This window comes from Streptomyces hainanensis (assembly GCF_004348415.1).
In the GTDB taxonomy this organism is placed as follows: Bacteria; Actinomycetota; Actinomycetes; order Streptomycetales; family Streptomycetaceae; genus Streptomyces; species Streptomyces hainanensis.
The window spans coordinates 1-14,036 of record NZ_SMKI01000180.1 but is presented as its reverse complement, the minus strand read 5'-3'; the positions used below and the strand labels follow the sequence as shown (position 1 = coordinate 14,036).

Genomic DNA, 14,036 nt, shown 5'->3' with positions numbered 1-14,036 from the left:
CCCCCCGTCCCGTGCCCCGGACGCCGAGCCGGCCGCACCGCCCGGGCGGCCCACGGCCGCCTCCGCCCCGGTCGCCGCCTCCGCTTCCGCGGCGCTGCCCGCCCGGCCGCCCCGGGAGCCGGCCGACGGCGAGGAGATCGCGGTCATCGGCATGTCGGGGCGCTACCCGATGGCCGCCGACAACGACGCCTTCTGGGCGAACCTGCTGGCCGGCCGCGACTGCGTCACCGAGGTGCCGGCCGACCGCTGGGACCACTCCCGCTACCTGGGCGACGACGAGGAGACCCCGGGCACCACCTACGCCCGGTGGGGCGGGTTCATCGACGACGTCGACCGGTTCGACGCCCGGTTCTTCAACATCTCCCCGCACGACGCCGAGTTGATGGACCCGCAGCAGCGGATCTTCCTGGAGGCGTCCTGGGCCGCCCTGGAGGACGCCGGGTACACCCCCGACCGGATCCGGCGCACCGCCGCCGGCCGGGCCCGCAAGGACGCCGGCGTCTTCGTCGGCGTCACCTACGGCGAGTACCAGGCCTACGTGGACGTGCCCATCGCCGGCTACTGGGCGGTGGCCAACCGGGTCTCCTACCAACTGGGCTTCAACGGCCCCAGCATGGCCGTGGACACCGCCTGCTCCTCGTCGCTCACCGCCCTGCACCTGGCCTGCGAGAGCCTGCGCCGCGGGGAGTCCGCCTACGCGGTGGCCGGCGGGGTCAACGTCACCATCCACCCCGGCAAGTACCTGCTCCTCGGTTCCGGCCGGTGGGCGTCCACGGACGGGCGCTGCCGCACCTTCGGGGCCGGCGGGGACGGGTACGTGCCGGGCGAGGGCGTGGTCTCGCTGCTGCTGAAGCCGCTCGCCGACGCCCGCCGCGACGGCGACCGGGTGTACGGCGTCATCCGCGCCACCGCCGTCAACCAGGACGGCAGGACCAACGGCTTCACCGTGCCCAACCCCAACGCCCAGGCGGAGCTGGTGCACGAGGCCCTGGTCACCGCCGGGATCGACGCCCGCTCGGTCGGGTACGTGGAGGCCCACGGCACCGGCACCGCGCTCGGCGACCCGATCGAGGTCAGCGCCCTGACCCGGGCCTTCCGCCGGTTCACCGGCGACCGCGGCTACTGCGCCATCGGCTCGGCGAAGTCCGGCATCGGACACCTGGAGGCCGCCGCCGGCGCGGCCGGCGTGGCCAAGGTGCTGCTCCAGCTCACCCACCGCACCATCGCCCCGTCGCTGCACGCCGATCCGCCCAACCCGGCCATCGACTTCGCCGACAGCCCCTTCGCGGTGGCCCGCGAGGCCCGGCCCTGGCCCGCAGGACCCGACGGCGCCCCGCGGCTGGCCGCCGTCAGCTCCTTCGGAGCCGGCGGCTCCAACGCCCACCTGATCCTGGCCGAGGCGGCGGACGCCGACGGGCCGTCCGCCGGCCTCCCGGCCGGCCCCTGGCTGATCAGGATCTCGGCCCGTCGGCCGGAACGGCTGGCCGAACAGGTCGCCGCACTCCGGGCGTTCCTCGTCTCGGAGCGGGGCGCCGACACCCCGCTCCGCGACGTCGCCTGGACCCTGGCGGTGGGCCGCGAGTCCTTCGAGCACCGTCTCGCCCTCGTCGCCGGCTCGCACGAGGAGGCGGTGGCGGCGCTCGACGCCTTCGCGGCCGGCCGGCCGCACGAGCGGTCGCACACCGGCGAGGTGCCGGCCCACCAGAGCCGGGGCGGCGAGACCGCGCCCGACCGGGACTACCTCCGCGCGCTCCTCGACCAGGGCCGTCTCACCCGGCTCGCCGAACTGTGGACCCAGGGGTGGGTGGTGGACTGGGAGGCGCTGCACGACACCCGGTCGGGGAGCGTGGTGAGCCTGCCCACCTACCCGTTCGCCCGCGACCGGTACTGGATCGACCCGGCCACCTTCGGCCGCGCCACCGACCCGACCGCGCCCACCGTGCCCACCGCGGTTCCGGCCGGCCCGGCACGGACCACCGCCCGGGCCGTCGCGCCGGCACCGGAACCCGCGCCCGTGCCGGCACCCGAGGACGACCCGCGCGCCGACCTCGTCCACCGCGTCCGGCTGATCTTCTCCGACATGACCAGGCAACCCGTCGAGGAACTGCACGAGGACTCCGACTTCCTGGACTTCGGCTTCGACTCGGTCGTCGTGGTGCGCATGCTCAACCGGCTGATGAAGTCCTACGGGGTCCGGATCCCGGCCGCGTCCATCGAGGAGTGCCACACCATCGGCTCGTTCGCCGACTACGTCGTCGCCGGCGGCTACGTCACCGGCGGTGACGAGGGCGGCCAGGACGAGGACGCCAGGGCCGTCGCCAGGATCCTCGCCGCCCCCGCCCTGCGGCCGGAGAAGATCACGCGGCCCGAGCCGTTCCCGATCGAGTCGGTGTTCGTGACCGGCGTGACCGGCGTGCTCGGCGGACGACTGCTCCACGACCTGCTCACGGAGACCTCGGCCCGCGTCACCTGCCTGATCCGGGGCGAGGACGAGGAGCGCGCCCGCGAACGGGTGCGGTACTTCCTCGGCGTCTACGACGAGGAGGGGCTGCTCGCCGAGGAGTGCGAGCGCCGGGTCTCCGTGGTCCTCGGCGACGTGGGCGAGGAGCGGATGGGGCTCTCCACGGAGGCCTGGGAGCGGCTGGCCGCGGACGTGGACGTCACCCTCCACGCGGCCGCCCGCACCACCCTGGTCTCCTTCTACGACGCCCTCGCCCCGGTGAACGTGGACGGCACCCGCCGCGTCATCGACTTCGCGCTGGCCACCAGGCACAGGTACCTGGTGTACATCTCCAGCTTCAGCGCCCTGGGCGACTGGCAGCTGGGCGCCAACCGGCCGTTCACCGAGGACGACCTGGAGCTGGGACAGGGCTACGACCACCTGCCCTACCAGGAGACCAAGTACCACGCCGAGAAGCTGATCCGCGCCGCCTCGGAACAGGGGCTGATGTGGAACGTCTTCCGGCCGGGGAACATCATGGGGGCCGCCGACACCGGCCGCTACCCGTTCCGCGAGGTCACGGTCAAGGGCGTCTACTACGACCTGTTCAAGACGGCCGTGGAGACCGGCTGGTACATGGAGGCGCCGACGCACTGGGACGTCTCCCCGGTCGACTACGTCAGCGCCGCGATACTCCACCTGGCCCTGCGACGCCCCGCGTACCGCGAGACGTACCACCTCACCAACCCGGACATCCGCTCGCTGAGCGACGTCTACCGGATGGTCGGCGACTACGGCTACGACATCCGGCCGTTGAGCGTGCTCGAATTCCACCGGCACGCCGCGGACAAGTTGTTCCGGGCACCGGGCACCGACACCCCCTACGAGAGCCAGATGGTCGAGATGGTGCAGTACGGCGTCGAGATCTGGGGCCCCGAGCACTACGAACTCTCGACCTACGCCGACTCCGCCTACACCCGCGGCATCCTGCGGGCGGCCGGCGTCGACTGCCCGCCGATCGACGAACTCGTGCGGCGCTATCTGGAGCACTGCGTGAAGATCGGCTACCTGCCGGCGCCGACCCGTCCGGAACGCGCGGCCTCCGAGGTGGCCGAGCCGAGCCTCGGGGAGGACCGATGAGCGCCGCCGAGGTCGTCGTCTTCCCCGGCCAGGGGGCCCAGAGCCAGGGGATGGGCGCCGATTTCCACCGACGGTTCCCGGCCGCCCGCGCGGCCTTCGAGGAGGCGTCGGACGCCATCGGCGTGGACGTCGCCGGCCTGTGCTTCGAGGAGGACGAGCGGCTGCACCTGACCGAGTACACCCAGCCCTGCGTGCTGGCCGTGGAGATCGCCGTGTTCCGGGTCGCGGTCGCCGAGTTCGGCTACGCCCCCGCGTACTTCGGCGGCCACAGCCTGGGGGAGTACACGGCGCTGGTGGCCGCCGGCGCGGTGCCGTTCGCCGACGCCGTCCGGCTGGTCAGGGAACGCGGCCGGCTGATGCAGGAGGCGGTGCCGGACGGCGAGGGCGCCATGGCCGCCCTCATCACGGACGACATCGCCTCCTCCGGGGCGCTCCGCGTCGTGGAGCGGGCGGGCGTCGAGGTGGCGAACCACAACTCGACCCAGCAGGTCGTCATCAGCGGCCTCGCCGACCGGGTCGAGGGCCTGCGCGCCACCCTCGACGACGCGCTGCCGGAACTCACCTTCGTGCCGCTGCGGATCAGCGCCCCCTCGCACAGCCGGCTGATGCGCGGCGCCCAGCAGCGGTTCGCGACCCGCCTCGCCGAGCTCGCCCCCCGGTTCAGCCCCGACCGGTCGGCCCGGGTGGTCTCCAACGTGACCGGCGACTTCCACCGGCCGGCCGACCTGGTGGCGACCCTGGCCCGGCAGATCGCCGCCCCGGTGCGCTGGGTGGACGACATGCGGGCGCTGGCCCGCGCGGCGGGTGACGGCGGCCGGATCGTGGAGATCGGGCCCCGGCCCTCGTTGGTGAAGTTCTTCGCCACCCTCGGCGTGACGGCGCACGCCGTCACGACGGTCGAGGACGCCGAGGCCGTCCTCGCCGCCCGCGGAGCGCCCGCGCCCACCCCGCGGGCACCCGCTCAAGCACCCGTACCCGTACCCGCACCCGTACCCGCGCCCGTACCCGCGCCCGTACCCGCGCCTGTTCCCGCATCCCCGACGCCGAAGGCCCGCGCCGTCCAGGACCCGGCACCGCGCCCCGTCGCCGTGCCGACCTCGCCGGTCGCCGCGGCCGACCGGCCCGCCGCGGAACACCTGGGCGCCGCGGCGTTCCGGCGGACCCACCGCGCCCGGCTGGCCTACGCCGTGGGCGGCATGCGGGACGGCATCGGCTCGCCGCGCCTGGTGGCGCGGCTCGGCGGCGCCGGGGTGCTCGGCTTCCTCGGCACCGCGGGACTCACCGCCGACCGGGTGGCCGCCGCCATCGGCCGGACGGCCGCCGCGCTGCCGCCCGGCGCGCCCTGGGGCGTCAACCTCACCCACAGCCCGGAGGCGGAGGACCGCACCGGCCGACTGGTCGACCTGCTGGTGCGATCGCCGGTGCCGGCCGTCGAGGTCGCCGGGTTCACCGACGTCACCCCGGCGCTGGTGCGCTGCCGACTCGCCGGCCTGCGCGCCGGCCCCGACGGCCGGCCGACGACCGCCAGGACACTGCTGGCCAAGGTGACGCGGCCCGACGTCGCCCGGCGGTTCTTCGAGCCTCCGCCGCCGTCGATCGTCGCGGAGCTGCGCGACATCGGCCTGCTGACGGACGAGGAGGCCGCGCTCGCCGCCCGCCTGACCATGGCGGACGACGTGTGCGTGGAGTCCGAGCGGCACGCGGTGGTGTTCACCGCCGCCCGGCGGGCCCGCGAACTGGCCGCCGCCGAGCACCCACCGGCCGGCCGCGTCCGGCTCGGCGTGGCCGGCGGACTCGGCACGCCCGAGGCCGTCGCCGCGGCCTTCGCGCTGGGCGCCGACTTCGTGCTCACCGGTTCCGTCAACCAGTGCTCGGTGGAGGCCGACACCAGCGAGCTCGCCAAGGACCTGCTCGCCACCGCCGACGTCACGGACTTCACCACGGCACCCGACCCCGACCGGTTCGAACTCGGCGGGCGCGTCCCGGTGTTGCGGCGCGGCGTGCTCTTCCCGGCCCGCGCCGACCGACTCGCCGAGCTGTACCGCGCGCACGGCACGCTGGAGGCGCTCCCGCCGGCCGAACGGGAGCGTCTCGAAAAGGCCGTCCTCGGCCGGGACCTGGACGCCGTCTGGCACGAGGTGTCGACCGACCCGGAACGCTGGTCACCCACCGCCCTGGCCAGGGCCCGCCGAGACCCACGCCGGCGCGCCGCGCTGACCGCGCGCTGGTACCTGGAGGACGCCCTGCGCCGGGCCAGGGCCGGTGACGTCGGCGACCGGCTCAACTTCCAGATCCGCGGCGGCCCGGCGCTCGGCGCCTTCAACGACGCCGTGCGGGACACGGCGCTCGCCGACTGGCGTGCCCGGCACGTCGACGCCATCGCCGGGTTCCTGATGCACGGCGCCGCCGGGCTGCTGGCCGACCTGGCCAGCGGGCGCGGCACGCCACCCGACTGACCGTCATCCGGCACCACATGCCAAGCACCACACGCCAAGCACCACCGAGCAGAGAGGCTCACCCATGTCCGTCACCACCTCACGCCGCCGCTTCCTCACCGGGGCGGGCGCCGGGGCCGCCGTCGCCGGCGGCGCCGCGCTCGGCCTCGCCCCGGGCCCCGCCGTCGCCCTGGAGGCCGAGGAGGCCACCCGGTCACGCTCCACCGGGATAGGACCGTCGACCGTGCGGCCCGACGATCCCAGATACGGCGATCTGGCCCGCGGTTGGAACGGCAGATTCGTCGGCACCCCCGACTACGTCCGGGTGGCGGGTACCACCGCCCACGTCGAGTCGGCGCTGGCCGAGGCCGCCGCCGCCGGCTCGCGCCTCGCGGTGCGCAGCGGCGGGCACTGCCTGGAGAACTTCGTGTGCGACCCGGCGGTCCGGATCGTGCTCGACGTCTCGCAGATGCAGGGCATCTCCTACGACGCCGGTCGCCGCGCGGTGGTCGTCGAGCCGGGAGCCACGCTGCGGCAGGTCTACAAGACCCTGTACACGGCCTGGGGGGTCACCATCCCCGGCGGCACCTGCCCCTCCGTCGGCGCCGGCGGCCATATCCAGGGCGGCGGCTACGGCCCGCTGGCCAGGCGCCACGGCGTGGTGCCCGACCACCTCTACGGCGTCGAGGTCGTCACGCTCGACCGCTCGGGCACCCCGCGCACGGTGGTCGCCACCCGGGAACCCGGCGACCCCAACCGCGAGCTGTGGTGGGCCCACACCGGGGGCGGCGGCGGCAACTTCGGCGTCGTCACCAAGTACTTCCTGCGCTCCACCGGCACCGTGCCCGCCAACCCCGACCCGTCCCGACTGCTGCCCAGGCCGCCCGTGCAGACCCGCACGGTCGCCTACGCGCTGCCCTGGAGCGGGCTGAACCAGGAGCGCTTCAGCCGGCTGCTGCGCGGCTACCTCGAGTGGTTCGCGGCCAACAGCGCCCCCGACTCGCCCTTCGCCCGGCTCAACGCGGAGTTCTGGGGCCTGCACACCGGCTCGTCGCCGGCCGTCACCATCAACGTGTCCGTCGATCCCTCCGAACAGGACGCGGACAGCCTGCTGGCGGCGTTCCGGGCCGACGTGGTGGACCCGGTGGGCGTCACCCCGACCGTCAGCGAGCGGCTGCTGCCCTGGCTCCAGTCGACCAACGCCTCCGGCTACGCCGACACCGGCGCCGTGGTGCAGCGCCGCAACAAGGCCAAGGGCAGTTATCTGCGCGCGAGTTACAGCGACGAGCAGCTCGCCACCACCTACCGCTGGCTGACCGCGACGGAGTTGCGCGCGCCGCTCGCCGGGGTGCTGATGAGCGGCTTCGGCGGCCGGTCCAACGCGGTGGGCGTCGACGACACCGCGGTGCCGCAGCGCGACTCGGTGGTGAAGGTCCTGCACACCGTCCACTGGGACAACCCGGCCGTCGACGACACGCACATGTCCTGGGTGCGCGAGTTCTACCGCGACGTGCACCGGGCCACCGGTGGGGTCCCCGAGCTCGACGGCATCGCCGACGGCTCCTACATCAACTACGCCGACGTCGACCTGGCCGACCCGGCCTGGAACACCTCGGGCACCCCGTGGTACCGCCTCTACTACAAGCACAGCTACGAGCGGTTGCAGGCCGTCAAGGGGCGGTGGGACCCGCGGAACTTCTTCCGGCACACGCTGTCCGTGACCCCGCCCTCCTGACCTGACCGGACCGGACCGACCGACCGACCCGACCTGAGCCGGCCCGGCTCGGGCTCCGCACGCCGGGGGCCCGGGCCGGGCTCAGGCGTCGGCCGTGGCCGGCACGCCGGCGGGCGGCGACGCGGCGGCGCGTACCGCCACCTCGGTGGCCGCCCGGACGAAGGCCGCCACCGCGGTCGAGCAGTTGTCCTGCTGCCAGGCCAGGACCACGGTGGTGGGCGGCGCGTCGAGCACCGGCCGGCACACCACGCCGTCCTGCCGCATCACGTCCCGCACCGACTCGGGCACCACGGCGATCGTCCGCCCCAGCGCGATCAGCTGCATCAACTGGCCGACGTCGATCACGTTCTGCCCGGCGATCGACCCCACCGGGCGGCTCGGCCACGGCGGCATGGTCTCCCCCCGCAGGTCGGAGAGCCGGACCCAGGGCCGCGCCGCCAGCCGATGCCCGGTCGGCAGCAGCACCACCTGACGCTCCACCAGCAGGCTCTCGGCATCGAGCCCCTCCAGGTCGCTGTAGGGGCTGTGCAGCATGCCCACGTCGGCGCGCCCGTCGCGCAGCGGGGCCGAACGGTCGCCCGCTCCCGCCATGATCTCCACCGGCAGCGCCCCCGGCATCGCCTCGTAGGCCGCCAGGATGGCGGGCAGCAGGCCGGCGTCGCCGCCCGGCTTCATCGTCAGCACCAGCCGACGCGCACCCCGCCCCGCCCGCACCGCGCGGTGCGCGGCGGCGGCGACGGCGTCGAGTGCCCGGCGCGACTCGCGCAGGAACACCTCGCCGGCCTCGGTCAGGGTCACCCGCCCGCCGCTTCTGGCCAGCAACTCGACGCCCAGTCTGGCCTCCAGGCGCTTGATCGCCCGGGACAGGGGAGGCTGGGCGATACCGAGGCGCTCGGCCGCCCGGCCGAAGTGAAGTTCCTCCGCCACCGCCACGAAGTAGCGCAGGTTGCGCGTCTCGAGGTCCGCCATACCCTCAGGGTATCGGCCCGGACCCGTACGGTCATTGAGCCGGCGACCCCGGAAATGATGGTATTCCGGCATGACGGACACCGGAACTCATCACGGCAGGATCGCCCTCGTCACGGGCGGCAACAAGGGCATCGGCCAGCAGATCGTCCAGCAGCTCGCGGAACTCGGCATGACCGTCTACCTCGGGGCCCGTCAGTCGGACCTCGGTGTGAAGGCCGCCGAGGAGCTGCGCGGCAGGGGGCTCGACGTGCGGCCCCTCCACCTGGACGTCACCGACCAGGGCATCGTCGAGGCGGCCGCCGCGTACCTCGCCGGCCAGCACGGTCGCCTCGACGTGCTGGTCAACAACGCCGGCATCAGCGGGGACATCACCAAGCAGGCGCCGACCGCCCCCGACCTGGACATCGTGCGCGCCGTGTACGAGACCAACTTCTTCGGCCCGCTGCGGGTGACCAGCGCGACCGCCGCCCTGCTGCGCGCGGCGCCGGCGGCCCGGGTCGTCAACGTCACCTCGTCGCTGGGGTCGTTGACCGCCATGTCGGCGCCGGGCAGCCCGCTGGCCGCCCTGCCGCCCTCCGCGGCCTACGTGACCTCCAAGACCGCGCTCAACTCGCTCACCGTGCAGCTCGCCAAGGACCTGCGCGGCGACGGCGTCCTGGTCAACGCCGCCGACCCGGGCGCCTGCGACACCGACTTCACCAGGGGCACGCCCTTCAAGGCGCCCCGCACCGCCGCGCAGGGCGCCGCCGTCGCGGTGCGTCTCGCCACCCTCGGCCCCGACGGGCCGACCGGCGGCGCGTTCAACGAGGACGGGCAACTGCCCTGGTGAGCAGCCCGGTTCCGAACCGGGCCGCGAAACGGCGCCGACGCGACCCCCGCGCGTCGGCGCCTTCGCGTCGTTTCCAGGCGATCGCCTCCGCCCACCGGACCGGCGCCGTCCGGCGCTCAGGCGCCGATCAGCACCCCGCCGATGAGGATCGGCGCGACGTCGGCGACGCCGAGGGCGGCGGGGTCACGCGTGCCGCGGCGGGGGCCGGGGCGCCGTGCCAGGCCATGCGGGACCAGGGGAGCCTCAGGTCGCGGACGGTGGTGACCTGGTGGGGGGTGAGGCTGTCGAGGGGGACGGCCTCGTCGTGGCGGGCGAAGACCGAGTCGGCGTAGCGGTGTCCGGTGTCGGCGGCGATGAACAGGATGGTGCGGGTGGGGGCCTGGCGGTGTTCCCAGCGGGCGGCGAGGTAGGCGGCGCCGGTGGACAGGCCGGCGAAGAGGGCGTGGCGCCGCAGCAGGTCGATGCTGCCGGCCAGTGCCGTCCGGAAGGAGGTCCAGTGGACGACGTCGTAGCGGCCGTGGTCGACGTTGCCGAACGGGATGGAGCTGCCGATGCCGGCGATGATGATCTCGGGGTCGGCGACGTGCTCGCTGCCGAAGGTGATGCTGCCGAAGGGTTGGACGCCGACCAGGGCGGTGCCGGGGGCGTGTTCCCGCAGGTAGCCGGCGAGTGCCCCGGTGGAGGCGCCGGAGCCGACGCCGCCGACGAGCGTGACGGCGTCGTCGCCGGTCTCCTTGAGGACCTGTTCGGCGACGGCGCGGTAGCCGAGGTGGTGGATGTCGTCGTGGTACTGGCGCATCCAGTGGTAGTCGGGGTGGGCGGCCAGGATCTCCCCGACCCGCGCGACGCGGCGGCTCTGGTCGAGTTTGAGGTCCTCGCTGGGTGCCATCTGTTCCAGTCGGGCGCCGAGGACGGCGAGTTGGGTGCGGAGGGTGTGGTCGACGGTGGTGGAGCCGACGATGTGGCATCTCAGGTCGTAGCGGTGGCAGGCGAGCGCGAGGGCGTAGGCGTAGATGCCGCTGGAGGAGTCGAGCAGTGTGTCGCCGGGCCGTACGACGCCGCGGTCGAGGAGGTGGCGGACGGCGGCGACGGCGGAGACGATCTTCATCGTCTCAAAGCGCAGGCAGACCAGTCCGGGTTCGAGGCGTATCAGGTCCGGGGCGCCGATCGCGTCGGCGACATGGTCGTACATGGTGGCTCACTCTCTCGTCGCGGGTCTGACGGGTCGTGAACGTGTGGGTCAGGGGGATGCCGAGGCGTTCGAGGGCGCGGACGCAGCGGTCGAGTCGTCGGGGGAGGTCGGGGAGTTCGGGGGCGAACAGCAGCCCGGCCACGTTGCCGCTGTGCGCGATCTGCACGCCGGCCGCCCCGGTCTCGGCGGCGATGGCCAGGAGGTCCGGTAACTCCTCCTTGGCGAGCAGTCGTTGGTGGCGGGTGGCGCTGGCGGTGCACACCCGCCCGAGCAGGGCGGTGTCGGCGCCGGCGACGGCGCGGCGGAGCAGGTCGCGGAGCCGTTGGAAGGCGGGGAGGTCCGTGGCGCGGTAGGCGTCGGCGGGCAGGGAGAGGGTGTCGACCGGTCGGCCGCCGCCGGTGGCGCAGCCGACCACGACGGCCGGGGGCAGGGCGTCGCCGAGGATCTCCAGCACCCGGCCCTCGCGTTGGGCGAAGAGCGCGGGGCGGTCGTCCAGCATCAGGGGGTCGGAGGCGTTCTCGGCGGCGACGGCGAGGCGGGCGATCTCGGGTGGGGTGAGGGCGACGCGGTGGCTGGCGGTGACGGCGCGGATGGTGGCGAGGACGTCGCTGGTGGACGAGCCCATGCCGAGGCCCACCGGGACGGTTCCGGTGAGACGCAGTCGCCCGGCGCCGGGAGCGCCGGGGGCGCCGGCCGAGCGGATGCCGCGGGCGGCGCAGGCGGCCAGGGCGAGGCGCGCCGCGCGCAGGGCCTTGGCGCGGTCGGGCGGTTCGACCGTCAGCCCGTCGGGGCCGCCGGCCGGTAGGGGGGTGAACTCCGCGCGGCTGCCGAGTCCGAGCTCCGGCGGCATGGGCAGGGTCACGAGACCCGGGCAGGTCCGCCCGCGGCCGTCGCGGAACACGCCCTGGAGGAGCTCCCCGTGGTGCGGGACCGCGTGTCCGGTGCCCGTGGTGTCGGCCGTCACCCGGCCGTCCTGGCGCGGTACCGGTACAGCACCGTCGGCTCGGCGCTGAACTGGGAGAACGGAAAGGGCTCGGCCGACAGGGCCGACACGCCGGCGCCGAGGAAGGCCCTGGCGACCGCGCTGCCGCTCTGCGCGTAGACGACGAGTGGCAGCCGGCGTTCCCGGCAGCGCGCCACGATCGGGTCGAAGGTGCCGTTGCCGAGGGTCATGCCCGTGGCGACGACGGCGTCGGCGGTGTCCAGCACCCCGGCCATGGAGTCGGTGACGGGCTCGCCCCACTGGGTGGTGCGGAGGTTGAGGTCGCAGGGCAGTGGCCGGCCGCCGCGGTCCCTGATGGCGGCCAACAACGGGTTGACGACGCCGATCAGGGCGACGCGGGCGCCCGGCGCGATGTCGAGCAGTCCGGCGATGGCCGCGTCGCGGGCCCTGGCGCGTTCCTCGGGCGTGCCGGCCGGGAGGGCGACGGGCTCGGCGGCGGTCTCCCGGTGCGGTGTGACCTCGGCCAGGTAGGCGTCGAGGGCCGCGAGACGCAGGGGGCGCGGGGCGTCGTCGGCGAGCAGCGCGGCGAGCGGGCGGCCGGAGTGGGCGCGGCACAGCGCGGGGTCGGTCTCGCCGTCCTCGACGGCGCAGGCGCCGAACGACCGGCCGCAGCGCACCAGCAGGTACTGGTTGAGGTAGGTGGTGTCGCCGCCGGCCAGCCGGGTGCCGTGGTGCAGCCAGAACACGCTGGTCGCCACCATGGCCCCGGGGTCGGGGCCGGCCGCGCCCGCCAGCACGGCGGTGCGCAACTCCTCGACGGTCGTGGGGCGTTGGACGGTGCTCATGCGGTGGCCTCCCGTTCCGCGGGCCCGGGCGAGGGCGGGGGCGGGGGAGTGAGCCGGAAGAGATAGGTGAGCACGCCGTCCTGCCAGTCGTGGCGGTGGAAGACCTCGGGCCGGAAGCCGAGGGACTGCGCCTGGCCGATGATGGCGCGCAGGTCGGCGGTGTTGGAGAGGGCGAGGAAGACCTCGCCGTCCGCGGCGAGCAGCCGGCGCTCGGCGAGTTCGGTGAAGAACCGGGCCAGCAGCGGCGCGCCGACGCACACGTTGCGGACGACGTCGGGGTCGTCGCTGACGCGGCGGCTGACGGCCGGCGGGTTGAAGGTGACGACGTCGAGCCGGACGTCGTCGGGCAGTGCCGCGAAGACGTCGGAGACCAGCGGGACGAACGTGGTGCCCGGCCGGTCGCCGACCAGGCGCGCGTAGTGGTCGCGGGTGGTGGCGACACTCTCCGGGTGCACGTCGAGGGCGTGGACCGCGCGGGCGCCGCGCGTTCCGGCGGCGACCGCCTCGACGCCCAGGCCCGCGCCCATGGCGGCGTAGACCCGGTCGCGCACCTCGATGGTGCCGTCGAGGATCCGCTGGTGGATCAGGCGGCTGGTCTCGCCGGGCAGGAAGACGCCGGGTGGCACGTCGAACGTCCAGCCTTGCCAGGTGTACTGACGGCGGGTGTGGAGGTCGGCCCGCGGCTGGTTCAGGGCGATGACCTGATCCGCCGGCAGGGGTGGGGGAAGCTGGTCGACGAACGCGGAGTCGGTCGCCGGGTGTCGCACGGGATCTCCCTCGGGTAGCGATGGGCGCACCGGTGATGGCCCCGGGAAGTATTACAAATGATTGTCATTTTCGTCTACGCTGGGCGCCCACACTTCTTCGTCGTCGAGGGGGACACCACCGTGCCAGGACCGCCCACGCCGACCGTCGTCGCCGCCGCGCCCGCGGCGGAACGGCGGTCCGTGCTGCGCGACCCGTCGTTCCTGCGGCTGTGGGCGGGAACCACCGCCTCCGGCCTCGCGACCTGGGCGATGCCGTTCGTCCTGGGGCTCGCCGTGCTGGACGGCGCGCTCTCGCCCTCCGCCCTCGGCCTCGTCCTGGCCACCCGCACGGCCGGCTTCCTGGGCGCGGTGGTCGTCGGCGGAGTGCTCGCGGACCGCTACTCGCGCCGGTCGGTGGTGTGGTGGGCGGGGCTCGCCGCCGCGCTCGCCAGCCCGGTGCTCGCGGCGGGCGTGGGCCGGTCGGTGACGGTGATGGCGCTTGCCGGTGTGGTGATCGGCGCCGGACAGGGCGCGTGCCGCCCGGCCTTCCAGGCGCTGACCGCCGAGGTGGTGGACCCCGCCCGCCGGCAACAGGCCAACGCCGCCATGACGTTGTCCGTGCGCGTGACGACGCTGGCCGGCCCGGCCCTGGCCGCCGTGCTCGCCGCCTTCCTCGCCATCCCGGTCCTCCTGCTCGGCATGGGTCTGGTGTGGCTGGCCGCGGCGGCGGTCCCGCCGCGCGGCCGGCTCGCCCCCGAGGCG

Annotated in this window: 10 protein-coding genes; 5 read left to right on the top strand and 5 right to left on the bottom strand. The window is 74.7% G+C overall.

Annotated elements, in window-relative coordinates:
- The 3 genes from E1283_RS17970 to E1283_RS17960 form a co-directional block, all read left to right on the top strand.
- Window positions 1-3,580 (top strand): thioester reductase domain-containing protein (locus E1283_RS17970; protein ID WP_132819087.1); only part of this gene is annotated, 3,580 nt, incomplete at its 5' end.
- Window positions 3,577-6,036 carry a PfaD family polyunsaturated fatty acid/polyketide biosynthesis protein gene (locus tag E1283_RS17965; protein ID WP_132819086.1) on the top strand — a complete coding sequence of 820 codons (2,460 nt, stop codon included), beginning with the start codon at window positions 3,577-3,579 and terminating at the stop codon, window positions 6,034-6,036. The genes E1283_RS17970 and E1283_RS17965, both read left to right, overlap by 4 nt.
- A gap of 64 nt (window positions 6,037-6,100) precedes the next feature.
- Window positions 6,101-7,750: an FAD-binding oxidoreductase gene (locus E1283_RS17960; protein ID WP_132819085.1), complete on the top strand. Its 1,650-nt coding sequence runs from the start codon at window positions 6,101-6,103 to the stop codon at window positions 7,748-7,750.
- A gap of 81 nt (window positions 7,751-7,831) precedes the next feature.
- Here the strand turns inward: E1283_RS17960 and E1283_RS17955 are convergent, their stop codons facing one another.
- Entirely contained in the window at window positions 7,832-8,719 is an 888-nt protein-coding gene (locus E1283_RS17955; protein WP_132819084.1) for a LysR family transcriptional regulator, read from the bottom strand.
- 70 nt (window positions 8,720-8,789) lie between these two features.
- Here E1283_RS17955 and E1283_RS17950 point away from each other — a divergent pair, with 70 nt between their 5' ends.
- On the top strand, window positions 8,790-9,548 hold the full coding sequence (locus E1283_RS17950) for an SDR family NAD(P)-dependent oxidoreductase (protein ID WP_132819083.1): 759 nt from the start codon (window positions 8,790-8,792) through the stop codon (window positions 9,546-9,548).
- A 127-nt stretch (window positions 9,549-9,675) separates the two neighbouring features.
- On the opposite strand, the gene E1283_RS17945 is transcribed toward E1283_RS17950, so the two are convergent.
- Genes E1283_RS17945 through E1283_RS17930 form a run of 4 tightly spaced genes read right to left on the bottom strand, consistent with a single transcriptional unit; the run spans window position 9,676 to window position 13,295 of the window.
- Window positions 9,676-10,740, bottom strand: coding sequence for a pyridoxal-phosphate dependent enzyme (locus E1283_RS17945; RefSeq protein ID WP_132819082.1), 1,065 nt, complete (start codon window positions 10,738-10,740; stop codon window positions 9,676-9,678).
- Window positions 10,661-11,704, bottom strand: coding sequence for a GHMP family kinase ATP-binding protein (locus tag E1283_RS17940; RefSeq protein WP_132819081.1), 1,044 nt, complete (start codon window positions 11,702-11,704; stop codon window positions 10,661-10,663). The genes E1283_RS17945 and E1283_RS17940 overlap by 80 nt, the downstream gene beginning before the upstream one ends.
- Window positions 11,701-12,528, bottom strand: coding sequence for a Rossmann-like domain-containing protein (locus E1283_RS17935; protein WP_132819080.1), 828 nt, complete (start codon window positions 12,526-12,528; stop codon window positions 11,701-11,703). Before E1283_RS17935 ends, E1283_RS17940 begins: the two co-directional genes overlap by 4 nt.
- A complete protein-coding gene (locus E1283_RS17930; RefSeq protein WP_132819079.1) occupies window positions 12,525-13,295 on the bottom strand; it encodes a class I SAM-dependent methyltransferase in 771 nt (256 codons plus the stop codon). Before E1283_RS17930 ends, E1283_RS17935 begins: the two co-directional genes overlap by 4 nt.
- Window positions 13,296-13,352: 57 nt before the next feature.
- On the opposite strand from E1283_RS17930, the gene E1283_RS17925 reads away from it, so the two are divergent.
- Window positions 13,353-14,036 (top strand): MFS transporter (locus E1283_RS17925; RefSeq protein ID WP_132819078.1); only part of this gene is annotated, 684 nt, incomplete at its 3' end.

Bases quoted from the DNA above. Each gene is read 5' to 3' on its own strand.
- E1283_RS17965 (WP_132819086.1), top strand. From the start codon at position 3,577: ATGAGCGCCGCCGAGGTCGTCGTCTTCCCCGGCCAGGGGGCCCAGAGC.
- E1283_RS17935 (WP_132819080.1), bottom strand. From the start codon at position 12,528: ATGAGCACCGTCCAACGCCCCACGACCGTCGAGGAGTTGCGCACCGCC.
- E1283_RS17950 (WP_132819083.1), top strand. From the start codon at position 8,790: ATGACGGACACCGGAACTCATCACGGCAGGATCGCCCTCGTCACGGGC.
- E1283_RS17960 (WP_132819085.1), top strand. From the start codon at position 6,101: ATGTCCGTCACCACCTCACGCCGCCGCTTCCTCACCGGGGCGGGCGCC.
- E1283_RS17945 (WP_132819082.1), bottom strand. From the start codon at position 10,740: ATGTACGACCATGTCGCCGACGCGATCGGCGCCCCGGACCTGATACGC.
- E1283_RS17955 (WP_132819084.1), bottom strand. From the start codon at position 8,719: ATGGCGGACCTCGAGACGCGCAACCTGCGCTACTTCGTGGCGGTGGCG.